This is a genomic window from Sinorhizobium fredii NGR234 (assembly GCF_000018545.1).
Lineage (GTDB): Bacteria > Pseudomonadota > Alphaproteobacteria > Rhizobiales > Rhizobiaceae > Sinorhizobium > Sinorhizobium fredii_A.
The window spans coordinates 3,534,006-3,560,467 of the sequence record NC_012587.1; the positions used below are offsets into that span (position 1 = coordinate 3,534,006).

The following is a 26,462-nucleotide window of genomic DNA, read 5'->3' on the forward strand; positions in this document are numbered from 1 at the left end:
CGCTATTGGTGCATTCTCCGCGTCATTTCCCAATGCAGAACTCCGAGAATATCACGTCGAGAAGATTCTCGACATCGACGCGACCGGTAATCCGTCCCAGCGCGTCGCTTGCCAGCCGAAGTTGCTCCGCCTGAATGTCCAGGCCGTCGACTGCCAGGCTGCGTGCCAGCGCCGTTCTCGCCTGCTTCAGGCAGTCCACGTGGCGCTTTCGCGACGGAATGGCGAGCGAAGTTCGGCCGGCCAGATCGGGCAGCTGCGCTTTTAGCTTCTCCAGCAGATCGGTGATACCGTCACCCGTCTTCGTCGACAGGAATAGGTCAGCCTGTCCAGGCGCCCAATGCGCCTCGCTCCGGTCGATCTTCGTCGCCACCCGGATCACCGGCACATTGTCGCCAATCGGCTCCTCCCAGGCAAACCCGTCCGGATTTTCCGATAACAGAAGGATAAGATCGGCATGGCCGATAGCCTCTCTCGCCCGCCGGATACCCTCGCGCTCGACGAGTTCGTCCGTTTCCCGAAGCCCGGCCGTATCGAAGAGTTTAACGGAGAATCCGGCTAAGGAAAGGTCGACCGACAGAACATCCCGGGTCGTGCCGGCGATCTCCGTGACGATCGCAATATCCCGCTTGGCAAGCGCATTGAGGAGGCTCGATTTCCCGGCATTCGGCGCGCCGGCGATGACGATCTTCAAGCCGTCGCGGATGATCTCCGCCAGCCCGGCCCGGTCGACATGGGCATCGATTTCCGCCTGCAGCGTCTCGATGTCGGCCCAGATCATTTCGCTGACCGAGCCGGGAATGTCGTCCTCATCGGCAAAGTCGAGTTCCGCCTCGATCATCGCCCGCGCATGCGTCAGGCGCCTCGACCAGCCCTGATAGAGAGCCGATTGACCGCCGCCGGCCTGTTCGACGGCAAGCCGCCGCTGCATTTCCGTCTCGGCAGAAATCAGATCGGCCAGTCCCTCGACCTCGACCAGATCCATCTTGCCATTCTGGAAGGCGCGGCGCGAGAACTCGCCGGCCTCGGCATGCCGCAGTCGTTCAAACCCGGCGAGCGTGTCGAGAATGGCGTGGACCACGGCCCGCCCGCCATGCACCTGCAGTTCGCAGCAATCCTCGCCGGTGAACGACGCGGGGGCAGGAAAATAGATCACCAGGCCGCTATCCAGGATCTCACCGTTTCGAGTCCGAATCGTTCTCAGCGCTGCCGTGCGCGGTTTCGGCAGAGCGCCGCAAAGACGCCCGATCACAGCGGCCGTCGCTGATCCGCTGATGCGGATGACGGCGACGCCGGCGGGCAGGGCGCCACTGGAGAGCGCGTATATCGTATCCGTGATCTGCATCGGCTCATTCGGCGCTTGTCGGCGCAACGCTCAACTGTGGGCGCCGCGCCAGCCTCAGTTCTTATCTCTATAGAGGTCCGTTCAGCCGGCGCCTCGGCAGCCCTTATGTCCATAGTGCCTGGGCGCTTTCGGCTTTCCGGCATGGCGGACGGAGCGCAGACTTATGCATAGGTGTCGGGCGAAAATCAAGCGACGCCAGAGTCAGTGAAGCTACGTCGGCTGTTTCACGTGAATCATTCTGATGAACCGACGTTTCTTCCATCCGGCAGGAAGTCCGAAACCTGTCTGAGAAATCGAACGCAAACAAAAGTGACCGGAATCAAGTGATCCCGGTCACGCCAAATCACCGATTCGTCGATCGATCAGGTATTCATCGAATCGAAGAAATCGCCGTTGGTCTTCGTCTGCTTGAGCTTGTCGATAAGGAACTCGATCGCATCGGTCGTGCCCATCGGCGCGAGAATGCGCCGCAGCACGAAGATCTTCTGCAGGTCCTGGCGCGGCACCAGCAGGTCTTCCTTGCGCGTTCCGGACTTCAGAATGTCCATCGCCGGGAAGATGCGCTTGTCGGCGACCTTGCGGTCGAGGACGATTTCCGAGTTGCCGGTGCCCTTGAATTCTTCGAAGATCACTTCGTCCATGCGGCTGCCGGTGTCGATCAGCGCAGTGGCGATGATCGTCAGCGACCCGCCTTCCTCGATGTTGCGGGCCGCACCGAAGAAGCGCTTCGGGCGCTGCAGGGCATTGGCGTCGACGCCGCCGGTCAGCACCTTGCCCGAGGACGGCACGACGGTGTTGTAGGCCCGGCCGAGGCGGGTGATCGAGTCGAGAAGAATGACGACGTCACGGCCGTGCTCGACAAGGCGCTTGGCCTTCTCGATGACCATTTCGGCGACCTGGACGTGGCGCGTTGCCGGTTCGTCGAAGGTCGAGGAAACGACTTCGCCCTTCACCGAACGCTGCATGTCCGTCACTTCTTCCGGCCGTTCGTCGATCAGAAGCACGATCAGGTAACATTCCGGATGGTTGGCGGTGATCGAATGGGCGATGTTCTGCAGCAGAACCGTCTTACCGGTCCGAGGCGGTGCAACGATCAGGCCGCGCTGGCCCTTGCCGAGCGGCGCGACGAGATCGATGACGCGAGCCGACAGATCCTTGGACGTCGGCACTTCGAGTTCCATCTTGAAGCGCTCGTTCGGATAGAGCGGCGTCAAATTGTCGAAGTGAACCTTGTGGCGGATCTTCTCCGGATCGTCGAAGTTGATCGTGTTGACCTTAAGGAGCGCAAAGTAGCGCTCGCCTTCCTTCGGACCGCGAATCGGCCCTTCCACCGTATCGCCCGTCTTCAGCGAAAAGCGGCGGATCTGCGATGGCGAAATATAGATGTCGTCCGGACCGGGCAGATAGTTTGCATTCGCCGACCGAAGGAAGCCGAATCCGTCCTGAAGGACCTCGACAACGCCTTCACCGATAATCTCTATCTCCTGTGTGGCGAGATTCTTGAGGATGCCGAACATCAGCTCCTGCTTGCGCATGGTGCTGGCGTTCTCGACCTCGAGTTCTTCGGCAAAGGCGAGAAGATCCGTCGGCGTCTTGTTCTTGAGGTCTTGAAGCTTCATTTCAGCCATGAAGAGTCCATGATTTGTAGGGGAAATTGGGAATAGGCGTGATTTTCGTAAGGGAGCTGCGAGGGGGAAGGGGGCAGGCTCGAAACTTCGTCACAGGCCTTGGGATGAAGGAGATGGGCGAAAATAGCGATTCACGTGAAACGCTGCAAGGGGGCGCAGCAAATTAGCGGCAACTATCGCCGTGCGAATCGATTGAACTCAAAAAGGCTTCACGACGGCGAGAATGACGATCAGGATCATCAACAGGGTCGGCGCCTCGTTCATCAGCCTCCAGTAGCGCGCGCTCTTCCGATTCGCGTCCCGTTGGAAGGCGGCCACCGCCCGGCTGAAATGCACATGCACCAGCGTCAGCAGCACGACGCAGAAAAGCTTTGCATGGAGCCAACCACCCCTAAAGCCGTAGACGCTCCAGGCAAGATAGAGGCCAAGCATCCAGGCAATCATCATGGCCGGGTTCATGATGACCTTCAGGAGGCGCAGTTCCATCGTCTTGAAGGTCTCGGACTGCACCGAGCCGCGCGGCGCGTCGGTATGATAGATGAACAGCCGCGGCATATAGAGAAGCGCTGCCATCCACGACATGACCGCAATGATGTGGAGCGCCTTGATCCAGAGATAAAGATCGTCCGGCTGCGCGACGAAAAGCCCTGCCAGCAGGGCGACGAAGACGGAAAGCGCGACGAGAGCCCGAAGCCTTGCACGCTTTCCGGGAGCGCTATCCGTCTGGTGCTCGATCATCCTTTCGTCCCACGAACGCGCGCGACGAGGGCGGAGACGTTCTCCGGATCCGCCTCCGGCGTAATGCCGTGGCCGAGATTGAAGATCAGCGGTCCGTTGCCGAGCACATCGAGAATCCTGTCGATGCCGCTCTCCATGGCCCCGCCGCCGGCAACCACCCGCATCGGGTCGAGATTGCCCTGCACGGGACCATCCTTCTGCAATTCGGCCGCAAAGGCGAGGGGCACCGCCCAATCGAGGCCGATCGCGTCGGCACCGGTCAAGCGGCGATAGTCCTTGAGCAACAGGCCCGCCCCTTTTGCGAAAGCGATGATCTTCGCCGAAGGCCTGCGAGCCCGCACCGACGCAATCATCCGCCGCACCGGTTCGACGGCGAAGCGCGCAAACTCATCCTCGCCGAGCACGCCCGCCCAGGAATCGAAAATCTGCACCGCATCGGCGCCCGCGTCGATCTGCGCGACGAGATAGTCGGCCGAAACGTCCGCCAGAAAGGCCAAAAGCTCTTCGAAGGCCTTGGGGTGGCGGTAGGCGAAGAGACGTGCCGGCGCCTGGTCCGGCGTGCCGCGCCCGGCAATCATATAGGTCGCAACCGTCCACGGCGCACCGCAGAAGCCGAGCAGCGTCGTCTCCTCCGGCAACTCGCGACGCAGCCGCGCGACGGTCTCGAAGACCGGAGAGAGATGGCTCAAAATACCATCCGCCTTGAGGCCAGCGATGCCGTCGGTATCGATCGGATCCATCCGCGGCCCGTGGCCCTCTTCGAAGCGGACGTTCCGGTGAAGTGCGTCGGGAATGACGAGAATATCGGAGAAAAGGATGGCGGCGTCGAAAGCGTAGCGGCGGATCGGCTGCAGCGTCACCTCGACCGCGAGATCCGGCGTATAACAGAGATCGAGGAAGCTCCCGGCCTTGGCGCGCGTCGCCCGGTATTCAGGCAGATAACGGCCGGCCTGACGCATCAGCCAGATGGGCGGAGGCGTGAGACTTTTTCCGTTCAAAACCTCAAGGACTTTGCGGCGTGTCTCGGCCACTCGGCATCCCCCAATCTAAAATCAAACCTTATTGAAAAGGTTTCTATTTCTTAGAGTCGGTGGCTATCAAGGATTAAAATCAATCCTCAGTTCGTCCAATCAGCGCAGATCTCGACGGGCGTGGCGGGAGAAGGATCACCCGAATTCATTATAGATCGGGCAAAGCCTGGAAAACGTAGAAAAGTCAGCATCTTGCCTTCGCCACGGAAATTGCGATTCCTGTGGACAAGGAGTCGATCCGCGTGACAATTTGTCGTCGGCTTGAGTCTTGTCCACAACTGCGTCTGGGCGTTTTGCGCTTGGGCATCAGATGTGAATAACGCGACGCTTTTCCACGGGCCCGGGTGGCGACCGCGATTCAAGCCGTCTGGTGTCCCGGTCTATCAACAGCCTCCGGAGAATTGCGTGGAGAACCGAAAAAACTATTTCCACCTGCATCTTGTCTCCGATTCGACGGGCGAGACGCTGATAGCCGCGGGCCGGGCGGCGGCCGCGCAATTCCAGTCCTCGCACGCGCTCGAACACGTCTACCCGCTGATCCGCAACAAGAAGCAGTTGATGCAGGTCCTCGACGCGATCGACGGCGCGCCGGGCATCGTGCTCTACACGATCGTCGACCGGGAGCTTGCCGGGATGATCGACCAGAGATGCCGCGAGATCGGCGTTCCCTGCGTCTCCGTCCTCGATCCGATCATCGAACTGTTCCAATCCTATCTCGGTTCGCCGTCGCGTCGGCGTTCCGGCGCACAGCACGTCATGGATGCCGACTATTTCGCCCGCATCGAGGCGCTGAACTTCACCATGGATCACGACGACGGCCAGATGCCGGCCGATTTCAACGAGGCGGACGTCGTGCTCATCGGGGTGAGCCGGACGTCCAAGACACCGACGAGCATCTATCTCGCCAATCGCGGCATCAAGACCGCCAATATCCCGATCGTGCCCGGCGTGCCCTTGCCGGATGGTTTGCTCAGGGCGACGAAGCCGCTGGTAGTGGGGCTGATCGCCAGTGCCGACCGGCTGTCCCAGGTTCGCCAGCACCGCGTGCTTGGCACGACGCAGAGCTTCCATGGCGAGGAATATACCGACCGCGCGGCGATTTCGGAGGAGCTGAAATATGCGCGCACACTCTGTGCCCGCAACAATTGGCCGCTGATCGACGTGACGCGACGCTCGATAGAAGAAACGGCCGCGGCGATCGTTGCCCTCCGTCCCCGGCTCAGATAGAGCGAACCAGGAACCGGTCGCATCAGCCGGACGGCCGCACCGTTCGGTTCCGGTTCATGAGGAATCGGTCATGATGGTCGGATCGAATGGGTCCGGTCACCATCGTGGTCTCGAATTGCGGATTGAAAGATGACAACCTCGCTCGTTCTGGCTTCCGCCAGTCCATTCCGACGCGCGCTTCTCGAGAATGCGGGGCTGACGTTCTCGGCCCGCGCAGCCCAGATCGACGAGCGGGTCCTGGAGCAGCCTCTGGAGGAAGCGGGTGCGTCGCCTGTCGACGTTGCGCTGACGCTTGCCGAAGCCAAGGCGAGAGATGTGTCGCGCCATTTCGACGGTGCCATCGTAATCGGCAGCGACCAGACGATGTCGCTTGGGACCCGGGTCTATCACAAGCCGAAGGACATGGCGGAGGCCGCCGAACATCTGCTGTCGCTCTCTGGCAGGATGCACAGCCTGAACAGCGCAATTGTGCTCGTCCGGGACGGCGAGGTCCTCTGGCGGCATGTCTCGACGGCGCATATGACGGTCAGGCTTCTGGATCGGGGTTTTGTCGAACGGCATCTGAAAAGAGTGGGGGAGAAGGCGCTTTCGAGCGTCGGCGCCTATCAGCTCGAGGGCGAGGGTATCCAGCTCTTCGAGAAGATCGAGGGCGATTACTTTACCATTCTCGGCCTGCCGATGCTGCCGCTTCTGGAAAAACTTCGCGAACTGGGATCGATCGATGCGTGATTCACGTGAAACATTTGTTAACCACGCCTTCGTCACCGGCTATCCGATCAAGCATTCCCGGTCGCCGCTCATCCACGGCTACTGGCTGAAGCAGTTCGGAATTGCCGGCAGCTACCGGGCTCACGAGGTCACCCCGGAGGCTTTCCCGGAATTCATGGGCCAATTGCGCGACGGCGGCACCGGCTTCTGCGGCGGCAACGTCACCATCCCTCACAAGGAGATGGCTTTCGAGCTCTCCGACCGGCCGGATGAATTGAGTGCCGAGCTCGGCGCGGCCAATACGCTCTGGCTCGAGGATGGAAGGATCTGCGCGACCAACACGGATGGGCGAGGCTTTGTCGCCAATCTCGACGAGCGCGCCAGCGGCTGGGACCGGATCTCGACGGCGGTCATTCTCGGCGCCGGCGGCGCCAGTCGCGCCGTGATCCAGGCGGTCCGCGACCGCGGCGTCAAGACGATCCACGTGGTGAACCGCACCGCCGCCCGGGCGCAGGAACTGGCCGACCGGTTCGGTCGCGCCGTGCACGCGCATCCGATCGCGGCGCTCTCCGAAGTCATGGCCGGCGCCGGCCTGTTCGTGAACACGACGTCGCTCGGCATGGACGGCGAGCCGGCGCCGGCGATCGACTTCTCGCCCTTGGCGAACGGGGCGGTGGTGACCGACATCGTCTATGTGCCGCTGAAGACGCCACTCCTTCGCCAGGCCGAAGAGCAGGGCTACCGCATCGTCGACGGTCTGGGCATGCTCTTGCATCAGGCCGCGCCCGGTTTCGAGAAATGGTTCGGTCTAAGGCCGGTTGTCGATGAAACGCTTCGGCAGATCATCATCAAGGATATGGACGTTCACGCATGATCATTGTCGGGCTCACGGGCTCCATCGGCATGGGAAAGACGACCGCCGCTCAGATGTTCCGGGAGCTCGGCGTCCCGGTGAACGACGCCGACGAGGTGGTTCACGATCTCTATCGCGGCGAAGCGGTGGTGCCGGTCGAAGCCGCCTTTCCGGGCGTCGCGAAGGACGGCGTCATCGATCGGGCGGAACTTTCCAGACAGCTCCTGGCGCAACCGGAGCGTCTCGGCGAGCTGGAGCGGATCGTCCATCCGCTCGTTCGCGCCAAGGAAAGCGAGTTCATCGCCATGCACAAGGCGGCGGGAGCGCCTTTCGTTCTTCTCGATATTCCGCTGCTTTTCGAGACGAAGGCTGAAAAGCGCGTCGACCGGGTCGTCGTCGTCAGCTGCTCTCCGGAGGCCCAGAGAGAACGCGTGATGAAGCGCCCGGGGATGACGGCCGAGAAATTCGCGATGATCCTGGCCCGGCAAGTCCCCGACCAGGAAAAGCGCGCCCGCGCCGATTACGTGATCGACACCAGCGACAGTTTCGACGTCACCCGGGGGCAGGTTCGCGCCATTGTCGATCGATTGCGGGCGACGTAGCGCCGACGATTGCCCTACACCGAGGCAGATCGCGAACCTCCGCTTCAACTGCAAGCGAAATGCCATTAAAACTCAGAAACAGCTCGGACTGATTCGCCGTTGAATCTTCGCCAGGAAAACCGCATGCGTGAGATCATCTTCGATACGGAAACGACCGGCCTCGACAGTCGCGAGGACCGGGTGATCGAGATCGGCGGCGTCGAACTTGAAAATCAGTTTCCGACAGGGCGGACGATTCATATCTACATCAATCCGGGCGACCGCAAGGTCCATCCCGACGCCTTGGCGGTGCATGGCATCACCGACGACTTCCTCAAGGACAAGCCGTCCTTTGCAGATGTCGTCGAGGAAATCGTCGATTTCTTTGGCGACGCGCGCTGGGTCGCGCACAATGCCACCTTCGACATCGGCTTCATCAATGCGGAGTTCGACCGCCTCGGATTGCCGCCGGTCGTCATCGATCGGGTGACCGATACGCTGGCGCTGGCGCGGCGCAAGCACCCGATGGGCCCGAATTCGCTCGACGCACTCTGCCGCCGCTACGGCATTGACAACTCGCACCGCGCCAAGCACGGCGCCCTTCTCGACTCCGAACTTCTGGCGGAAGTCTATATCGAGATGATCGGCGGCCGGCAGGCGGCGCTGGGACTGGTCACCAGCGAGATCGGCGGCCTGGCCGTACAGGCGGACGACGGTCCGATTATTGTCATGCAAAGAGAGCGGTTGCTGGCGCCGCGCCTGACCGAAGCCGAGATCGCCGCCCACGCGGCGCTTGTTTCGAAGATCGGTGCCAAGGCGATCTGGATGAAATACAGCGGCTAAGCCGCCTGCTTTGCGGACAAACAAAAAACCCGGCCTTGAGAGCCGGGTTTTCAGTTTTAAGTCTATCGGAATGCGTCAGTTGGTCGTCGTGTTGCTGTTGGCGACCTGGGCGCGGACCTTCTCTTCCGCCATGCGCTGCGCGAACATCTGCGCAAAATCGATCGGGTCGATCATCAGCGGCGGGAAGCCGCCATTGCGGGTCGCGTCTGCGACGATCTGCCGGGCAAAGGGGAAGAGCAGGCGCGGGCATTCGATGAAGAGCAGCGGCAGCATGTGCTCCTGCGGGAAACCCGAAACGCGGAAGACGCCGCCATAGGCGAGTTCGACATTGAACAGCACCTTGTCGCCGTCCTGGGCCTGGGCGTTCAGCGAGAGAACGACGTCGAAATCGTTCTCGGCGAGCGGGTTGGCATTGACGTTGACATTGATGTTGATCGACGGCGCCTGGTCGCGGGCCTGCAGCGAACGCGGTGCGCCGGGGTTCTCGAAGGAGAGGTCCTTGACGTACTGGGCCAGAATGTTGAGCGACGGGGCCTGCTGGGCGCCGTTGCCGTTGGATGCGGTATCGGTCGTCATAAGAGTTTCCTCGGACTTCGAATTTGGTGAGGCCATCTAGCATTTCGGTCCAGGGCTTACAACCCTCGAAGCCGGAACCGGTTCCCCGGCATTAAGGGGTTTCGATCGCTCGCCGGACCTACAGCGCCGCGCGTCTTTTCAGACGCGCCAAGGTTGCCGTGGCACCTTGAGTCGATCAACATCGGCCTGGTCTAGCGGGAAATCCGGTTGCTTGGCGGAGAGGGACCGTTTTCGTCGTCGTTCTTCCTGGAGAACTCGTCCGAGTCGAGATCGATGATCGCCGGGCCGCGCGGCCGGTCGCTCCTCGCGCCGCTTCCGTAATAGAAGCCGCTTCCGGTTGTCAGGATCGTCAACCGCGTCTGCAGGAAGGAAGCGATGGCGCGTCTGATCGGCGGCAGGAAGAGAATGAGGCCGGCAATATCGGTGATGAAGCCCGGAACGATCAGCAGGATCGCCCCAACGAAAATGAGCGCACCGCCGAGAAGATCCGGGCCCGGGTCCTTCCCCGCTCGCGCCGCGTCCTGCACGCGGCGCAAAGTGCCGAGACCCTGGATGCGGAGAAGCAGGACGCCGGCTACTCCGCTCAAAAGGACGAGGAGAAGCGTCATCGCCAGGCCGAGTTCCCGGCCCACGACGACGAAACCGGCAATCTCCGCGATCGGCAGGCCGAGAATGACGAGAGGAATGATCAGCGAACGCATCGATCGTGCTCGCAAGAAGATGAGTGCAATTGACCGGTCTCCGGTTTATGGGTGCGACATCGCCATTTGAATGGTTTATCCTTGCGGACTATATGGAACACCAAGATAAATTCTAACAGCGGTTCCGGGTGGAAATGGGCTCTTTCGACTTCATCACGTTTTTTTTCCTGATCGCGGCTGTGGTCATCTTCTTGCAATTGCGCAGCGTCCTTGGCCGCAGGACAGGAAATGAACGACCGCCTTTCGACCCCTATTCGCCGCGCGAGGCGCAGGGTCCGGAAGCGAGAGACAATGGCAAGGTGGTGCAACTCCCCCGCCGCGAGAGCACCGCGGAGGATGAGTCCCGCTACGCCGCCATCGACGGATTTTCCAAGCCGGGCACGCCCTTGAATGGCCAGCTGAGGGCGTTGAGCGACGCGGATCCCAGCTTCCAACCCGCCGAATTCCTCAACGGCGCGAAGATGGCCTACGAGATGATCGTCATGGCCTTCGCGGACGGCGACCGGAAGACCCTGAAGGGGCTGCTGTCCCGCGAGGTCTACGAGGGCTTCGAAACGGCAATCGCCGAACGGGAAACCAGGGGCGAGGTGGTCAAATCGACCTTCGTCGGCATCGAGAAGGCCGATATCGTCCATGCGGAACTCAAGGACGCAGAGGAGAACGTGACGGTCCGCATCATCAGCCAATTGATCTCCGCCACCTACGACAAGCAGGGCAAGCTGATCGACGGCGACGCCGATTCGGTTGCCGAAGTGAACGACCTCTGGACCTTTGCGCGTGACATCCGCTCGCGCGATCCGAACTGGAAGCTGATCGCCACCGAATCGGAAAATTGACCGCAAGGGGCGATCATGGCCTTCGATCTCGAACCGGTCGCGTTTTCGGGCTTGCCGGGGTGGCAGCAGGATGACCCGACTCCCGTTATCGACGCGCTGCGCCGCTGTCACCACCATGTCACGGCGGTAAAGCCCTACAGGACGGGCTCTCTCGGTGTCTCGGTCGCCGACCTGCTGCCCGCCTACGAGGCGGCCGGCGCAGTCTTGTCGGGTGCATCGGAAGCGCGGGCCTTCTTCGAGGCTCACTTCGTGCCCTTCCGGATCCGCCCCGAAGACAGAAGGACGGGTTTCGTCACCGCCTTCTACGAGCCGGAGGTCGAAGTTCGCCTCGCCGCCGACCAGGCGTTTCGCTTTCCCTTCTACCGGCGTCCCGCCGATCTCGTCGATGTCGACGAGGCGAACCGGCCCGCGGGCATGGATCCCTATTTCGCCTTCGGCCGGCTTCGGGACGGCAGGATCGAGGAATATCCGGATCGCCGGGCGATCGACGAGGGCCTGCTCGCCGGCCGCGGCCTCGAAATCGCCTACGCTCGGTCGAAGGTCGACGTTTTCTTCATTCATGTGCAGGGCGCTGCACGACTTGTCTATCCGGACGGATCATGCCGCCGCATCACCTACGCGGCAAAGACCGGGCACCGCTTTTCCGCCATCGGCAAGCTGCTGATCGAGCGGGGCGAGATCGACGCGGCGACCGTGTCGATGGCAAGCATCCGCGGCTGGCTCGCGGCCCATCCGGATGCGGCCGACGAGGTTCTGTGGCACAATCGCTCCTTCATATTCTTCCGCGAAGCGCTGGTCGAAAATGAAAGCCTCGGCCCGGTGGCCGCCGCCAAGGTGCCGTTGGAGCCGGGACGGTCGCTCGCGGTGGACCGCCTCATCCATACCTTCGGCGTCCCCTTCTACATCGCCAGCGAAACGCTGACCCATCTCGACGGCGGCCGAGCCTTCGCCCGGCTGATGCTGGCGCTCGATACCGGCTCGGCAATCGTCGGACCGGCGCGCGGCGACATCTTCACGGGCTCCGGCGAGGCGGCTGGCGCGCTAGCCGGCTCGGTGCGCAATGACGCCGATTTCTACATCCTCGTGCCTCGCGCGGCTGCCGCCAGATATCTCCATGGCTAGAGAGAAGAAGCTGTCGCCGGAGGATCGCATCCTGTGGGGCAAGGTGGCCCGCTCGACAAAGCCTATGCCCGGGCGGTTGCAGGACCTCGAGGACCTCATCGGCGAGATCGAGCAGCCGCCGGTTCCGCCGTCTCCGCAACCAACCGGCCCAGGCGCGCCCGCATCCGGTAAGGCGGAACAGGGGATTGCGCTCAGCGGCAAGCCGGAGCACCGCCACCACCCGCTCGAAAGACCGGTCAAACGGAAAATATCGAAGGGGCGGCTCGCTCTCGAGGCGCGTGTCGACCTGCACGGAATGATCCAGAGCGAGGCGCACGGCTTCCTGCTGCAGTTTCTCCTCAAGGCACATGAGCGGGGGCTGCGCCATGTCCTTGTCATCACCGGCAAGGGAACGTCATTTGGCAGCGACGGCGCCTTGAAGCGCGCCGTGCCGCTCTGGTTCGCGCTGCCGGAATTCCGCCCGCTGATCTCGTCCTACGAGCCGGCGGCGCGAAACCATGGGGGCGAAGGCGCGCTTTATGTCCGCCTGGCGCGGGCCCGGGGGCGTACACCATGACGCCTTTCGGCGAGGCCATGCGCGAGCTGCGCCGCCGCAAGGGCGTCTCGCAAAAGGAGATGGCGGCGGCGATCGGCGTGTCGCCGGCCTATCTTTCGGCCCTCGAGCACGGCAAGCGCGGCGCGCCGAGCTTCGATTTCCTGCAGCGCGTCGCCGGCTATTTCAATGTGATCTGGGACGAGGCCGACGAACTCTTCCGCGTCGCGCGGCTTTCCGACCCGCGCGTGGTGCTCGACACTTCGGGACTGCCGCCTGGCCATACGGCCTTTGCCAACCGTTTGAGCGAGCGGATTCGCGACCTTTCGCGCGAAGCGATCGAGGCCTTGGAAGATATTTTGGAAAAAGCCACATTTCCTGATAATGACAGGGGATGAAGCCTCGCCCCGGCCATGCATCCGCCGCCTGGGATTTGGAACCCGTGGACAAATTTTCTATAGTCCGCGAGGCGTCCGCGCTGTGATTCGCAACGAATCGCCGCGTTCGTAGAACCTGGAAAGACCTGAACCCGAATGACCGATATCTCTGAGACCGAAGCCGGCGCGATCGCCGAATATGGTGCCGATTCCATCAAGGTGCTGAAGGGCCTCGACGCCGTACGCAAGCGGCCGGGCATGTATATCGGCGATACCGATGACGGTTCCGGTCTGCACCACATGGTCTATGAGGTGGTCGACAATGCGATCGACGAGGCGTTGGCCGGCCATGCCGACATCGTCACCGTCACGCTCAATCCCGACGGTTCTTGCACCGTGACGGACAATGGCCGCGGCATTCCGACGGATATCCACCGGGAGGAAGGCGTCTCGGCGGCCGAGGTCATCATGACGCAGCTCCATGCCGGCGGCAAATTCGACCAGAATTCGTACAAGGTTTCCGGCGGCCTGCACGGCGTCGGCGTCTCGGTCGTCAATGCGCTTTCCGTGTCGCTGAAGCTCAAGATCCGCCGCGCTGGGAAGGTTCACGAAATGAGCTTCACCCATGGCGTCGCCGATGGGCCGCTGACGGTCACCGGGGACGCCGGCAGCGAGACCGGCACCGAGGTCACCTTCCTGCCCAGCGAGCAGACCTTCTCGAAGACCGAATTCGACTTTGCGACGCTCGAGCATCGCCTTCGCGAACTCGCCTTCCTGAATTCCGGTGTCCGCATCGTCTTGACCGACAAGCGCCATTCGGACATCCGCCGCGACGAGATGATGTATGACGGCGGGCTCGAGGCCTTCGTCGCCTATCTCGACCGGGCAAAGAAGCCGCTGGTTCACAAGCCGGTGTCGATCCGCGGCGAAAAGGACGGCATCACCGTCGAGGTGGCGATGTGGTGGAACGATAGCTACCACGAGAACGTGCTCTGCTTCACCAACAACATTCCGCAGCGCGACGGCGGCACCCATATGGCCGGTTTCCGCGGCGCGCTGACCCGACAGATTACCTCCTATGCCGACACCTCCGGCATCACCAAGAAGGAAAAGGTGTCGCTGACCGGCGACGATTGCCGCGAGGGGCTGACGGCGGTTCTGTCGGTCAAGGTGCCGGATCCGAAGTTCTCGTCGCAGACCAAGGACAAGCTCGTCTCCTCCGAAGTTCGGCCGGTGGTCGAAAGCCTCGTCAACGAGGCGCTCAACGTCTGGCTCGAGGAAAATCCGTCCGACGCGAAAATCCTCGTCGGCAAGGTCGTCGAAGCGGCTGCGGCACGCGAAGCGGCCCGCAAGGCCCGCGAACTGACGCGCCGCAAGGGCGCCCTCGACATCTCGTCGCTGCCGGGCAAGCTCGCCGACTGCTCGGAGCGCGATCCGGCCAAGTCGGAAGTCTTCCTGGTGGAGGGCGATTCGGCAGGCGGTTCCGCCAAGCAGGGCCGTTCGCGCGAAAACCAGGCGATCCTGCCGCTGCGCGGCAAGATCCTCAACGTCGAACGCGCCCGCTTCGACAAGATGCTGTCGAGCCAGGAAATCGGCACGCTGATCACCGCGCTCGGCACCTCGATCGGCAAGGACGAGTTCAACGCCGACAAGCTGCGCTACCACAAGATCATCATCATGACGGACGCCGACGTCGACGGCGCCCACATCCGCACTCTGCTGCTGACCTTCTTCTTCCGGCAGATGCCGGAGCTGATCGAGCGCGGCCACCTCTATATCGCCCAGCCGCCGCTCTACAAGGTGACGCGCGGCAAGTCCGCCCAGTACCTGAAGGACGAAAAGGCGCTCGAGGACTATCTGATCACCATGGGCCTCGAGGAGGCCTCGCTGACCCTCGGCTCCGGCGAAGTCAGGGCCGGGCAGGATTTCCGCGAGGTCATCAACGACGCCCTGCGGCTGCGGTCGCTGATGGACGGGCTACATTCGCGTTACAACCGGGCGATCGTCGAGCAGGCGGCAATTGCCGGCGCGCTCAATACCGAGCTCAACAGCCACCAGGACGACTACCAGAAGGTCGCCGCCGAAGTGGCCCGCCGGCTCGACGTCATTGCCGAGGAAACCGAAAGGGGCTGGGTCGGATCGGTGACAGCCGAGGGCGGCCTGAAGCTCGAGCGCATGGTGCGCGGCGTCAAGGAAGTGGCAGTGCTCGACATGGCGCTGATCGGCTCCTCCGACGCCCGCCACATCGACCAACTCACGGCGAAGCTCAAGGAAGTCTATGCGGCGCCGCCTGTTCTGCGCCGCCGCGACGGCACGCACGAAATCAGCGGACCGCGTGCGCTCCTGGACGCGATCTTTGCCGCCGGCCGCAAGGGCCTGACGATGCAGCGCTACAAGGGTCTCGGCGAAATGAACGCCGAGCAATTGTGGGAAACGACGCTCGATCCGAACGTCCGCTCGCTCTTGCAGGTCAAGGTTTCCGACGCCACCGATGCGGACGGCCTGTTCTCGCGCCTGATGGGCGACGAGGTCGAGCCGCGCCGCGACTTCATCCAGGAAAACGCTCTGAGCGTCGCCAACCTCGATATCTGACGGACCGATCGGGTTCGGAGGAAGCACTCGGCGGTGTCGTAAATAAAAGCGTGGGGCTGTCTCGGCCTCACGCTTTTCATTTTTTGCAGCCGGTTTGTCTGTTCACGCCTCAATCGGCCCGGAATCGACCCTCGAAGACGAATTCGCTGATCGGTTTGCGCTGGCTCGGCTTTTCCCGCTCGCGCAAATCCTCCGGAAGCGTGGACGGGTCGGCGATCCTGCCGATCGCCACTGCCGCCTCGACCCGGTGGTGCTCCGGTACGCCGAGGACGCGCATCGCCTTGTCGCGGTCGATTCCAGCCATGGCGTGGGCGTGCCATCCGGCAAGCTGTGTCTGCAGCGCCAGCGCAAACCAGGCGGCACCCGTGTCGAAGGCGTGCGTATAGGCGGGCCTCACTTCCCCGGTCGATGTGACCCGGTGCGTCTTCGACAGAACGATGACGAGCGCCGAGGCGTTTTTCGCCCAGCGCTGGTTGCCCTCGTCGAGCGTTTCGAGCAGGGAAGCAAAATACTCGCTGCCGCGGCGCGCATAGACGAAGCGCCACGGCTGGATGTTGCTCGCCGAAGGCGCCCAGCGCGCCGCCTCGAAGAGCGCCAGCAGCTCCTCTTTTCCGATTTCCTCGCCGGTGAAGGCGCGCGGCGACCAGCGCTCGAGGAAGATGGCATGAATCGGATGGTCGGCTTTCCTGTGGTTGATTTCCGTCACGAAGAGTATCCTTGTCCTTCATCTGAATCCCTTGGGAGGCTCTTCGACCTACAGCGCCGCGCGCGATTTAAGGAGACATGCAGTAGCGGGCGATGCGTCTGCCGAGGAGCCGGATTCGCCGCGACGCTATAGGAGATGAAGGCACTTTGGAACGTGCGCCTTTAAAATTGATCGAGCGCGGATTGCCGAGCGGCAGCCCTTCGGAAGGCGGGAACGAAGCGAGGTGGCGGACGTTCTTGGGTCGCGGTCTGGCCGTTGATCGAACGGAAAAAGCAGAAACGGCAGAAACGACAGCGGGTGATTGTCGAATCTGAAAAAAGTTGTATAAGTTCTGTAGATTTTTTTCGGAGGGAAGGACCAGCCATGAATCTGAAGGACCCGTCGCTGTTTCGCCAGGCCGCGCTCGTCGGCGAAAACTGGATCGAAGCGGACCCGCAGAATGCGATCGAGGTAAACAACCCGGCGACCGGCGAGATCATCGGCCGCGTCCCGAAACTCGGCGCCGCCGAGACTAAGGTTGCGATCGAAACCGCGGCGCGGGTGCAGAAGGAATGGGCCGGTCGCACTGCAAAGGAGCGCGCGGCAATCCTGCGCCGCTGGTATGAGCTGATGATCGAGAACAAGGACGATCTCGGCCAGATCCTGACGATCGAGCAGGGCAAGCCGCTCGCCGAGGCGACCGGCGAGATCGTCTATGGCGCAAGCTTCATCGAGTGGTTCGCGGAAGAGGGACGCCGCGTCTATGGCGACCTCGTGCCGGGCCACCAGAAGGACAAGCGCATCCTGGTGATGAAGCAGCCGATCGGCGTGGTCGCCGCGATCACGCCCTGGAACTTCCCGAACGCGATGATCACCCGCAAGGCCGGCCCGGCCTTCGCGGCCGGCTGCGCCATGGTTCTGAAGCCCGCCGCGCAGACCCCCTACTCGGCGATCGCCATTGCCGTGCTCGCCGAACGGGCCGGCATGCCGAAGGGCCTGTTTTCCGTCATCACCGGCTCGGCCCGCGAGATCGGTGCCGAGATGACCTCCAACCCGACGGTGCGCAAGCTGACCTTCACCGGCTCCACCGAGGTCGGCGCCGAGCTCTACCGCCAGAGTGCCGCGACGATCAAGAAGCTCGGGCTCGAACTCGGCGGCAATGCACCGTTCATCGTCTTCGATGACGCCGATCTCGATGCCGCCGTCGAAGGCGCGCTGATCGCCAAGTTCCGCAACAACGGCCAGACCTGCGTCTGCGCCAACCGCCTCTACGTTCAGGAGGGGGTCTACGACGCTTTCTCGGAAAAGCTTGCCGCCGCGGTTGCAAAGCTGAAGACCGGCAACGGTATGGAAGACGGCACCATCCTCGGGCCGCTGATCGACAAGCCGGCGCTCGAGAAGGTCGAGGAGCACGTTGCCGATGCGCTTGCCAAGGGTGCCCGCGTCATTCAGGGCGGCAGGCGCCACGCGCTCGGCGGCAGTTTTTTCGAGGCGACGGTGCTGGCGGACGTCACCCAGGCGATGGCGGTGGCCCGCGAAGAAACCTTCGGCCCGGTCGCGCCGCTCTTCCGTTTCAAGGACGAGGCGGATGTCATCCGTCAGGCGAACGACACCGAATTCGGCCTGGCCTCCTATTTCTACGCCAAGGACCTGGCGCGGGTGTTCCGCGTCGCCGAGGCACTCGAATACGGCATGGTCGGCGTCAACACCGGCCTGATCTCGACCGCGGAAGCGCCCTTCGGCGGCGTCAAGTTCTCCGGGCTTGGCCGCGAGGGCTCGAAATACGGCATCGAGGAATTCATGGAGATCAAATATGTCTGCCTCGGCGGCATCGCCTGAGGCAGACAGCATCATCCTGACGTGAAGCGAACCGGCCGGAAAGTTCTGGCCGGTTTTTTCTTTTGTGGGTAAGACGTTAGCAAACGCAATCGATTGGGCGCGGTATTGCCCCTCTCCTCGGGTTTAACCCGAGGACTAGCCCTCTCCCCGCACGCGGGGTGCACCTCTCCTCCTCCTGCAATTGCCGAGAGGGACTTGGAGGGTGCGGCATCGCCCTTCTCCCCGCTCGCGGGGAGAAGGTGCCGGCAGGCGGATGAGGGGCAAAACCGGTCGCTATCCCGCGCAGTAGGAGAGATCAATGCCGGCCCCCAAGAATTCCTTCAAAGCGGCGATCCGCGAAAACCGCTTCCAGCTCGGTCTCTGGGTGGCGCTAGCAAGCCCCTATGCCGCCGAAGTGGTCGGCGGTAGCGGCTTTGACTGGCTGCTGATCGACGGCGAACATGCGCCGAACGATCTGCCGCTGCTCGCCGCGCAATATCGCGCCATCGAAGGCCGCGGCAGCCATCCGATAGTGCGCCTGCCGGTCGGCGATACGGCTCTCATCAAGCAGGTGCTCGACACCGGTGCCCAGACGCTGCTCATCCCGATGGTCGACAGTGTCGAGCAGGCGCGGCAGCTGGTCCGTGCCGTCCGCTATCCGCCGCACGGCATCCGCGGCGTCGGCGCCGCCCTCGGGCGTGCCACGAACTTCGGTCGCATAAAGGACTATCTGCAGAACGCCAATGACGAGATCTGCCTGATCCTGCAAATCGAGAGTCGGGCAGGTCTCGCTGCGATCGACGAGATCGCCGCTTTGGATGGCGTCGATGGCCTGTTCATCGGCCCCTCCGACCTGGCCGCCGACATGGGCCATCTCGGCAATCCCGCCCACCCGGAGGTCCGGGCCGCGATCATCGATGGCTTTGCGCGCATCCATAAGGCCGGCAAGGCGCGCGGCATCCTCACCCTCGATCCCGTGCAGGCGCGCGACTACCGCGATCTCGGCGCCGACTTCATGGCGATCGGCACCGACGTGACCCTGCTCGTCAGCGCGACGGAACGGCTACGCCGCGAATATTTGGGAGAGGTCGAGCCGGTCCGGACTGAATCCGGCTACTGATTGGCATCGCGGCACCGGATGATCGTTGCTGGGACCTCCGCGCGTCAGGCGGCGTAGAGGCACCGATGCGTCGAGGGCAACACCTACACCCCCCTCTGCCCTGCCGGGCATCTCCCCCACAAGGGGGGAGATTGGCGAGTGGCAATGTCCCACTCCCCGCCATCCGTTCATGGAATGCCGTGGGTTCAGAAAATGCAATATCGACGTTGGGCAGAGCCGTAGCTCCAGCCGATCTCCGGCAGGGCAGAGGGGGTATCAACCCCTTCGTCCTAAGGAATCGACTGCAGCAGGGTCTCGCGCGCCGACTTCAGGTGCCGGCGGCAGGCCTGTTCCGCCTGTTTCGGGTCGCGCGACTGAAGGGCGGCGATATAGGCGAGATGTTCTTCCAGTGCTCGGGCGTTGCGCTCGCGCGCGTTCGCCTTGTTCCATTGGTAGTGGTAGTGGAAGACGATCGCGATGACGTCGTAGAAATCGACGATGAAGCGGTTGCTCGACGATTTGTGCACCAGGAGGTGAAAGCGCTCGTCGAGTTCGGAGAATTCCCTGTAGCGGTTGTCGATGTCGGCGAGAATGTCGCGATGCAGCGCCTCGATCTGTGTCAGCTCTGCCCAGGCCGGGTCGTTCTCCGGCAGAGTCACGAAGCGCGCAGCCGAGCGGAGCTCGAACATTTCGCGCACTTCCGTCAGTTCGAGCGCGAAGTCGCGGGTAAAGCCCTTGAGCACCCAATGGCTGTTCGGCCGCTTCTCGATCAAGCCGAAGCGGCTGAAACGGATCAGGAATTCGCGGACGCTCGTCGTGCCGGTGCCGATCTCGCGCGCCAGTTCGAGCTCGTTGATCTGCATGCCGGGCTCGGCCCCGCCCGCCAGGATCCGGCGCATGAAGCTGCGCTCGATTCTCTCGGCGAGCGAGTCGGTTTCCTCGGTCGGGAAATAGTCGGAAGGCTCCGGACGCCTCAGCACGATCTTGCGGCGCTTGTCCCAGCTGATGAGCTTGACCTCCTCGCAGCGAGCCAGGATGGCACGCACCGTCGTGCGACTGACGCCGAGGGCCTGCCCAAGCTCCGGTTCGGAAGGCAGCGCGGATGTATCCGAAAGCAGCGTGAGGCAGCGGTTGAAAGCATCCTTGAAGACGGTGTTCTGCTTCGCCATGAAATGATCCGGCCGATTGAAGTTGTTCGCTCATCGATAGCGCCGCGCGTCCGATCGGACGCGCCAAGGTCGCTGTTTAAGGAATCATGCAGTAGCCCGGCAACGCCGGTTTGTCTCGGGGTCGATCGCAGAAACCGTCGAGACCGTCGTTCGTCCTGCCTTTCCCATGCCGCCATCTCGTGAGAGCATTCTCGTCTGCGCAACAGCCATAATACCCATTGACGAAGTTCTGTCTATTGTAGATAAAAGACAGAACCAAGAGACGCGGGATCCGTCCCGCGAAATCCGTTCCGGGAGCGCTTCAGCTTGTCTTCACCTTCTTCGATTCTTCTTGCGCCGGAGGATAACGTCGCCGTCACCACGGTTGCGATCGATCCGGGCGAAACGCTTCCCGGCGGGCCGAAGGCTATGGCGCGGATCGAAGCCGGCCACAAGGCGGCGATCCGGCCGATTCCGGCCGGTGAGCCGGTGATCAAATATGCCCAGGCGATCGGCCGCGCCACGCGCGACATCGCCGCCGGCGAACATGTGCATTCCCACAATCTCGCCTTCGATCAGGACCGGCTGGCGATCGGCGCGCCGGTTCCGCCGGAAGCGGCGAGCGCGGCCGACAAGGCGCGCACCTTCCTCGGCTATCGGCGGGCCGACGGGCGGGCGGCGACCCGCAACTATATCGGCATTCTCGCCAGCGTGAACTGTTCCACCACCGTCTGTCGCGCCATCGCCGAGGAGGCCAACCGGCGCATCCTGCCCCACTACGAGGGCATCGACGGTTTCGTGCCGATCGTGCATGACCAGGGCTGCGGCATGTCGTCCTCCGGCGACGGCATGAAGAACCTGCACCGGACGCTTGCCGGTTATGCCCGTCATGCCAATTTCGGCGGCGCGCTGATGGTTGGGCTCGGCTGCGAGGTCAACCAGCTGACGCTCTATGGCCAGAGCGGCGCCGGCGCGGAGAAGCGGCATTTCAACATCCAGGAGGCCGGCGGCTCGCGCCGCTCGGTCGAGCGCGCCCTTGGCGTTCTCGACGAAATCGCCAGGGAGGTGGCGACCGCCCGCCGCGTGCCGATGCCGGTCAGCGAGATCATCGTCGGGCTGCAGTGCGGCGGCTCGGACGGCCTTTCAGGCGTGACGGCAAACCCGGCGCTCGGCGCCGCGGTCGACATTCTTGCCGGTGCCGGCGGCACGGCGATCCTCTCCGAGACCTCGGAGATCTATGGTGCCGAGCATCTCTTGCGCAGCCGGGCCGTCAACGATGCGGTGGCGGTGAAGCTCGATGGGCTGATCTCCTGGTGGGAAAATTACGTCGAGATGCACGGCGCCTCGCTCGACAACAATCCTTCGCCGGGCAACAAACGCGGCGGCCTGACGACGATTCTCGAAAAATCGCTCGGCGCCGTCGCCAAGGGCGGCCGGTCGCCGCTGACCGCCGTCTACAACTATGCGGAGCGCGTCACCGAGCACGGCCTGGTCTTCATGGATACGCCCGGCTACGACCCGGTGTCGGCGACCGGCCAGGTCGCCGGCGGCGCCAATGTCATCGCCTTCACCACCGGCCGCGGCAGTTGCTTCGGCTGTCGGCCGGCGCCGTCGATCAAGCTGACCAGCAACACGGCGCTCTATCGGGCGATGGAAGAGGACATGGATATCGATTGCGGCGTGATCGCGTCCGGTGAGGCGACGATCGCCGAGCTCGGCCGTCGGATCTTCGACCTCATCATCGACACGGCTTCGGGCCAAAAGACCAAGAGCGAACTTTTCGGTTACGGCGACAACGAATTCGTCCCCTGGCATCTGGGGGCGACGCTTTAGGGGGCGGCGGTTTCAGTGACATTGCCCCTCTCCTCGGGTTTAACCCGAGGACTAACCCTCTCCCCGCAGGCGGGGAGATGGGACGAGGGAGCGCCACGAGTCTCCTTCTCCCCGTCAGAACGGGGAGAAGGTGGCCGGCAGGCCGGATGAGGGGCAAATGCGTGAAGGACGCATCCTTGCAGGGAGGAGACAAGGAATGCAGACGAGAAAGATCGGCCGCACCAATCTGGCGGTGACCGAATACAGCTTCGGCACCGCCGGGCTCGGCGGCCTTTATCGCGAATGCACGCGCGAGGCGGCGATGGCGACGCTCGACTCCGCCTGGGGATCGGGGATCCGCTACTACGATACGGCGCCCTATTATGGGCTCGGGCTTGCCGAGCGCCGCGTCGGCGATTTCCTGCGCGACAAACCGCGCGACAGCTATGTGCTGTCGACCAAGGTCGGCCGGTTGCTTCATCCGGTGGCGGACGACAAGGTGCCGGACTATTCCTACGTCAAGGCGCTGAATTTCGACGTCAGCTACGACTACGGCTATGACGCGATCATGCGCTCGGTGGAGATGAGCTACGCCCGCCTCGGCCTCAACCGCATCGACATTCTCTATGTCCACGATATCGGCGGCTACACGCACGGGGCGGCAAGGAACGCCGTCTATCTCCGGCAACTGCTCGATTCCGGCCTCAAGGCGCTGGAGGAGCTGAAATCGAGCGGCGCCATCTCGGCCTATGGCCTGGGCGTCAACGAGGTGCCCGTCTGCCTCGATGTAATGCGCCACGCGGATATCGACTGCATCCTGCTTGCCGGCCGCTACACGCTTCTCGACCGGTCGGCGGTCGCAGAGCTCATTCCGCTTTGCCAGAAGAAAGGGACCTCGCTCGTCGTCGGTGGCGTGTTCAACTCCGGCATTCTTGCCACCGGCCCCGTGGAAGGGGCGCATTTCGACTATATGCCGGCGACGGAAGAGGTCAGGACAAAGGTTGCGGCCATGAAGCGGCTTGCCGGCGAGCGCGGCCTGCCGCTTGCCGCACCCGCCCTGCAGTTTCCGCTTGCCACCCCTCAGGTCGCTTCGGTCCTGCTCGGCACTGCCAAGCCTTCGAGCCTGGAGCGGAACATGGAGCTGGCCCAGAAGACGATAACGGCGGAGGATTTCGCCGCCTTCGAGCCTTACACGCTGGTCGCCCCCGCGCTTGGCGCGGAGGCCGTGCGGGTCTGAGTTTCCTGCTGCATGTTCCTTGAATCGGCGATCCAAGGGAAAACATGGAGCAATTCAAAGTGCTGCGGCGTCCTTCCTGCATCCGAGATGCACGGCGCTGTAGGCTCGTTGCCGAGGCGGCGGGCGATCCCGGTCGCGTCGTGGAGGAACGCGACGAAGGGAATAATCAATGAGGGCTTGCCAATTCGACTTGCCTGAATTAGCGTGCCCCGAAATGTTTTTTATTGATAAAAGACCATCTACAAGCACCTGGCGGATCGGTCTCGATAACGGAACAAGGTGTTAAATTGAGAGGAGAAACCTGATGAGCATTGCCAGACGCATTCTTTCCCGCCGCGCCTTCAACGCGCTTGCCGGCGCAGCCTTTGTCGCCGCCCTGGCGCCGGTGCCGTCCTTCGCGCAGGACGTCACCGTCCCGATCATCGTCAAGGACACCACGTCCTTCTATTGGCAGATCGTCTTGGCCGGCGCGCGCGCCGCAGGCAAGGACCTCGGCGTCAACGTGCCGGAACTCGGCGCGCAGTCGGAATCGGACATCAACGGCCAGATCAGCATCCTCGAGAACGCCGTCGCCGGAGCGCCGGCCGCGGTCGTCATCGCCCCGACCGAGTTCAAGGCGCTTGGCAAGCCGATCGACGAGGCCGCCAAGGCGGTTCCGGTCATCGGCATCGATTCGGGGGCGGATTCAAAGGCCTTCTCGTCGTTCCTGACGACCGACAACGTCCAGGGTGGTCGCATCGCCGCCGACGGCCTTGCCGCGGCAATCAAGGAAGCGACCGGCAAGGAAGAGGGCGAGGTCGCCATCATCACCAGCCTGCCGGGCGTCGGTTCGCTCGACCAGCGCCGCGAAGGCTTCCTCGATCAGGTGAAGACCAAGTATCCGGGCCTCAAGGTTGTTGCCGACAAATACGCCGACGGCCAGGCGACGACCGGCCTCAACATCATGACCGACCTGATCACCGCCAATCCGAACCTCGTCGGCGTCTTCGCCTCCAACCTGATCATGGCGCAGGGCGCCGGCCAGGCGATCGCCGAGAACAAGCTCGGCGACAAGATCAAGGTCATCGGTTTCGACAGCGACGAAAAGACCGTCGGCTTCCTCAAGGAGGGCGTGCTCGCCGGGCTGGTCGTGCAGGATCCCTATCGCATGGGCTATGATGGCGTGAAGACGGCGCTCGCGGTTTCGAAGGGCGAGAAGGTCGAGGCCAATGTCGATACCGGCGCGAACCTGGTCACCAAGGCCAACATGGCCGAGCCGAAGATCGACGCGCTGCTGAACCCGAAGGTCAACTGACCTGCCGCGATTGCGTCGTGGCGTGGGTGTCCTGCGCCACGACGCGTCTTTGGTGCGACGGCCGTCGCAGACCGGAAGTGAGGAGGGTGTGATGACAGGGCTTCAAGAGGTCAGCCAACGGCACGAAGCCGAACTCGAGGCGGCCGTTGCGAAGGGCAAGCCGATCCTGGAGCTGCGCGGCCTGCAGAAGAATTACGGTGCCGTTCAGGCGCTGAAGCCCGCCACCATCACCTTCCTGTCCGGCGAGATCCACGCGATCGTCGGTGAAAACGGTGCCGGCAAGTCGACGCTGATCAAGCTTCTGACCGGCGTAATTCCCCGGACGGCCGGCGAGGTGTTCTGGCAAGGAGAGCCGGTTCAGCTTGCCACCCCCACGGAGGCGATCAGCCGCGGCATCAATGCCGTCCACCAGGAAGTCGTGCTCTGCCCGCACTTGAGCGTCGCGGCCAACATGTTCCTCGGCGACGAGATGAACAACAGCGGCCTGATGCGCAAGCGGGCGATGACCGATGCAGCCCAGGGCGTTCTCGACGATCTCGGTTTCAACCTGCCCGCCGACGCGACGCTCGGCAGCCTGACGATCGGCCAGCAGCAGCTTGTCGCGACCGCGCGCGCCGCGATGCGCGGCACCCGCTTCCTGATCTTCGACGAGCCGACGGCCTATCTGACGCGGCAGGAATCCGCCCAGCTTTTCCGCCTCATTCGCCGGCTGCAGGGCGAGGGCGTCACCATCGTCTATATCAGCCACCGCCTCGAGGAAGTCTTCGAGCTCGCCGACCGCGTCTCGGTGCTGCGCGACGGCACGCATGTGGGTACCCGCGATATCGGCGAGACCAACGAAGCGGAGCTGATCGCGCTGATGATCAACCGCACCATCGAGCAGATCTACCACAAGGAGCAGTTTGCCCTTGGCGAGACCATCGTCGAGGCGCGGGGGCTCTCCGGGCCGGGTTTCAGCGACATATCGCTCTCCGTCCGGGCCGGCGAGATCGTCGGGCTCTATGGCCTGATCGGCGCGGGGCGCAGCGAATTCGCGCTCGGCCTCTACGGTCGTCATCCGCTCACCGCCGGAGAGGTGTACTGGCAGGGCCGCAAGGTCGAGATCGGCAACGAACGCAAGGCGATGGAACTGGGCATCGCCCTCGCCCCGGAAAGCCGCCGCGACCAGGGCCTTTGCCTCAACCTGCCGATCGGCCTCAACATCAACCTGCCGGTCTTTCGGAAACTGACGCGCGGGGTGACGATCAATCGCGCCGAGGAGGCCGCCAATGCCGACCGCCAGATCCGCGATCTGCAGATCAAGACACCGTCGCGGCGCGTGCTCGCCTCCGCCATGTCCGGCGGCAACCAGCAGAAGATCGTCATCGGCAAATGGCTGAGCCACGGCGCCAAGCTCTTCATCTTCGACGAACCGACCGTCGGCGTCGACGTCGGCACCAAGGCGGAAATCTACCGGCTCTTCGCCCGGCTGCTGGAAAAAGGGGCGGGGATCATCCTGATCTCCTCCTATCTGCCGGAAGTCTACGAGCTTGCGGATCGCCTGCACGTGTTTCGGCAGGGACGGCTTGTGGCAAGCCACGACTACCGCGCCGCCAGCCACGAGGATGTCTTGGCGCAGGCGATCAATGCCTGATCGTTCGAGCGGATATACGCGGTTTCGCCGCCATCCCCGCTCAAGCTAC

General features: G+C 63.1%; 24 protein-coding genes. 16 read left to right on the forward strand and 8 right to left on the reverse strand.

Going from position 1 to position 26,462, the window contains the following annotated elements; all coding sequences use genetic code 11:
- Positions 1–22 precede the first annotated feature (22 nt).
- The 4 genes from mnmE to hemE all read right to left on the reverse strand — a co-directional run bounded on the left by mnmE (position 23) and on the right by hemE (position 4,739).
- Complete coding sequence (gene mnmE / locus NGR_RS27845) at positions 23–1,342, reverse strand: tRNA uridine-5-carboxymethylaminomethyl(34) synthesis GTPase MnmE (RefSeq protein ID WP_012709823.1); 1,320 nt, start codon at positions 1,340–1,342, stop codon at positions 23–25.
- 362 nt (positions 1,343–1,704) lie between these two features.
- Entirely contained in the window at positions 1,705–2,970 is a 1,266-nt protein-coding gene (rho, locus tag NGR_RS27850) for a transcription termination factor Rho (RefSeq protein WP_012709824.1), read from the reverse strand.
- A 198-nt stretch (positions 2,971–3,168) separates the two neighbouring features.
- Complete coding sequence (hemJ, locus tag NGR_RS27855) at positions 3,169–3,708, reverse strand: protoporphyrinogen oxidase HemJ (protein ID WP_012709825.1); 540 nt, start codon at positions 3,706–3,708, stop codon at positions 3,169–3,171.
- Entirely contained in the window at positions 3,705–4,739 is a 1,035-nt protein-coding gene (hemE, locus tag NGR_RS27860; protein ID WP_012709826.1) for a uroporphyrinogen decarboxylase, read from the reverse strand. The genes hemJ and hemE overlap by 4 nt, the downstream gene beginning before the upstream one ends.
- A gap of 405 nt (positions 4,740–5,144) precedes the next feature.
- Here hemE and NGR_RS27865 point away from each other — a divergent pair, with 405 nt between their 5' ends.
- The 5 genes from NGR_RS27865 to dnaQ all read left to right on the forward strand — a co-directional run bounded on the left by NGR_RS27865 (position 5,145) and on the right by dnaQ (position 8,951).
- A complete protein-coding gene (locus NGR_RS27865) occupies positions 5,145–5,966 on the forward strand; it encodes a pyruvate, water dikinase regulatory protein (RefSeq protein WP_012709827.1) in 822 nt (273 codons plus the stop codon).
- Between the two features lie 129 nt (positions 5,967–6,095).
- Positions 6,096–6,695: a Maf-like protein gene (locus tag NGR_RS27870; RefSeq protein WP_012709828.1), complete on the forward strand. Its 600-nt coding sequence runs from the start codon at positions 6,096–6,098 to the stop codon at positions 6,693–6,695.
- Entirely contained in the window at positions 6,688–7,548 is an 861-nt protein-coding gene (locus tag NGR_RS27875; RefSeq protein WP_012709829.1) for a shikimate dehydrogenase, read from the forward strand. Before NGR_RS27870 ends, NGR_RS27875 begins: the two co-directional genes overlap by 8 nt.
- Positions 7,545–8,129 (forward strand): dephospho-CoA kinase, encoded by a 585-nt coding sequence (coaE, locus tag NGR_RS27880; protein ID WP_012709830.1) that lies wholly within the window; start codon positions 7,545–7,547, stop codon positions 8,127–8,129. The genes NGR_RS27875 and coaE overlap by 4 nt, the downstream gene beginning before the upstream one ends.
- Positions 8,130–8,252: 123 nt before the next feature.
- On the forward strand, positions 8,253–8,951 hold the full coding sequence (gene dnaQ, locus NGR_RS27885) for a DNA polymerase III subunit epsilon (protein WP_012709831.1): 699 nt from the start codon (positions 8,253–8,255) through the stop codon (positions 8,949–8,951).
- Positions 8,952–9,026: 75 nt separating this feature from the next.
- Here the strand turns inward: dnaQ and secB are convergent, their stop codons facing one another.
- Both secB and NGR_RS27895 read right to left on the reverse strand, forming a co-directional pair.
- Complete coding sequence (gene secB, locus NGR_RS27890; protein ID WP_012709832.1) at positions 9,027–9,527, reverse strand: protein-export chaperone SecB; 501 nt, start codon at positions 9,525–9,527, stop codon at positions 9,027–9,029.
- Between the two features lie 191 nt (positions 9,528–9,718).
- Positions 9,719–10,228, reverse strand: coding sequence for an FxsA family protein (locus NGR_RS27895; protein ID WP_012709833.1), 510 nt, complete (start codon positions 10,226–10,228; stop codon positions 9,719–9,721).
- Positions 10,229–10,362: 134 nt separating this feature from the next.
- On the opposite strand from NGR_RS27895, the gene NGR_RS27900 reads away from it, so the two are divergent.
- From NGR_RS27900 to gyrB, 5 genes are all read left to right on the forward strand, one after another.
- The gene (locus tag NGR_RS27900) at positions 10,363–11,064 is read left to right on the forward strand and encodes a Tim44/TimA family putative adaptor protein (protein WP_012709834.1); all 702 of its coding nucleotides are present in this window, start codon (positions 10,363–10,365) and stop codon (positions 11,062–11,064) included.
- 15 nt (positions 11,065–11,079) lie between these two features.
- On the forward strand, positions 11,080–12,186 hold the full coding sequence (gene mltA, locus NGR_RS27905; RefSeq protein ID WP_012709835.1) for a murein transglycosylase A: 1,107 nt from the start codon (positions 11,080–11,082) through the stop codon (positions 12,184–12,186).
- Positions 12,179–12,742 carry a Smr/MutS family protein gene (locus tag NGR_RS27910; protein ID WP_164924537.1) on the forward strand — a complete coding sequence of 188 codons (564 nt, stop codon included), beginning with the start codon at positions 12,179–12,181 and terminating at the stop codon, positions 12,740–12,742. Before mltA ends, NGR_RS27910 begins: the two co-directional genes overlap by 8 nt.
- A complete protein-coding gene (locus NGR_RS27915) occupies positions 12,739–13,116 on the forward strand; it encodes a helix-turn-helix domain-containing protein (protein WP_012709837.1) in 378 nt (125 codons plus the stop codon). The genes NGR_RS27910 and NGR_RS27915 overlap by 4 nt, the downstream gene beginning before the upstream one ends.
- Before the next feature lie 135 nt (positions 13,117–13,251).
- Complete coding sequence (gyrB, locus tag NGR_RS27920; RefSeq protein WP_012709838.1) at positions 13,252–15,687, forward strand: DNA topoisomerase (ATP-hydrolyzing) subunit B; 2,436 nt, start codon at positions 13,252–13,254, stop codon at positions 15,685–15,687.
- A gap of 109 nt (positions 15,688–15,796) precedes the next feature.
- Here gyrB and NGR_RS27925 read toward each other — a convergent pair whose 3' ends face one another.
- On the reverse strand, positions 15,797–16,393 hold the full coding sequence (locus NGR_RS27925) for a nitroreductase family protein (protein ID WP_012709839.1): 597 nt from the start codon (positions 16,391–16,393) through the stop codon (positions 15,797–15,799).
- 363 nt (positions 16,394–16,756) lie between these two features.
- Between NGR_RS27925 and gabD the strand changes: the two genes are divergently transcribed.
- Both gabD and NGR_RS27935 read left to right on the forward strand, forming a co-directional pair.
- Complete coding sequence (gene gabD, locus NGR_RS27930) at positions 16,757–18,211, forward strand: NADP-dependent succinate-semialdehyde dehydrogenase (RefSeq protein ID WP_012709840.1); 1,455 nt, start codon at positions 16,757–16,759, stop codon at positions 18,209–18,211.
- A 298-nt stretch (positions 18,212–18,509) separates the two neighbouring features.
- Positions 18,510–19,310 (forward strand): aldolase/citrate lyase family protein, encoded by an 801-nt coding sequence (locus NGR_RS27935; protein ID WP_012709841.1) that lies wholly within the window; start codon positions 18,510–18,512, stop codon positions 19,308–19,310.
- Between the two features lie 269 nt (positions 19,311–19,579).
- Here NGR_RS27935 and NGR_RS27940 read toward each other — a convergent pair whose 3' ends face one another.
- Positions 19,580–20,458 carry a GntR family transcriptional regulator gene (locus tag NGR_RS27940; protein WP_012709842.1) on the reverse strand — a complete coding sequence of 293 codons (879 nt, stop codon included), beginning with the start codon at positions 20,456–20,458 and terminating at the stop codon, positions 19,580–19,582.
- A 306-nt stretch (positions 20,459–20,764) separates the two neighbouring features.
- Between NGR_RS27940 and NGR_RS27945 the strand changes: the two genes are divergently transcribed.
- The 4 genes from NGR_RS27945 to NGR_RS27960 all read left to right on the forward strand — a co-directional run bounded on the left by NGR_RS27945 (position 20,765) and on the right by NGR_RS27960 (position 26,413).
- Positions 20,765–22,270: a UxaA family hydrolase gene (locus tag NGR_RS27945; protein WP_012709843.1), complete on the forward strand. Its 1,506-nt coding sequence runs from the start codon at positions 20,765–20,767 to the stop codon at positions 22,268–22,270.
- Positions 22,271–22,466: 196 nt separating this feature from the next.
- The gene (locus NGR_RS27950; protein ID WP_164924538.1) at positions 22,467–23,486 is read left to right on the forward strand and encodes an aldo/keto reductase; all 1,020 of its coding nucleotides are present in this window, start codon (positions 22,467–22,469) and stop codon (positions 23,484–23,486) included.
- A gap of 304 nt (positions 23,487–23,790) precedes the next feature.
- On the forward strand, positions 23,791–24,780 hold the full coding sequence (locus NGR_RS27955; protein ID WP_012709845.1) for an ABC transporter substrate-binding protein: 990 nt from the start codon (positions 23,791–23,793) through the stop codon (positions 24,778–24,780).
- Positions 24,781–24,871: 91 nt separating this feature from the next.
- On the forward strand, positions 24,872–26,413 hold the full coding sequence (locus tag NGR_RS27960; protein ID WP_012709846.1) for a sugar ABC transporter ATP-binding protein: 1,542 nt from the start codon (positions 24,872–24,874) through the stop codon (positions 26,411–26,413).
- Positions 26,414–26,462: the final 49 nt, after the last annotated feature.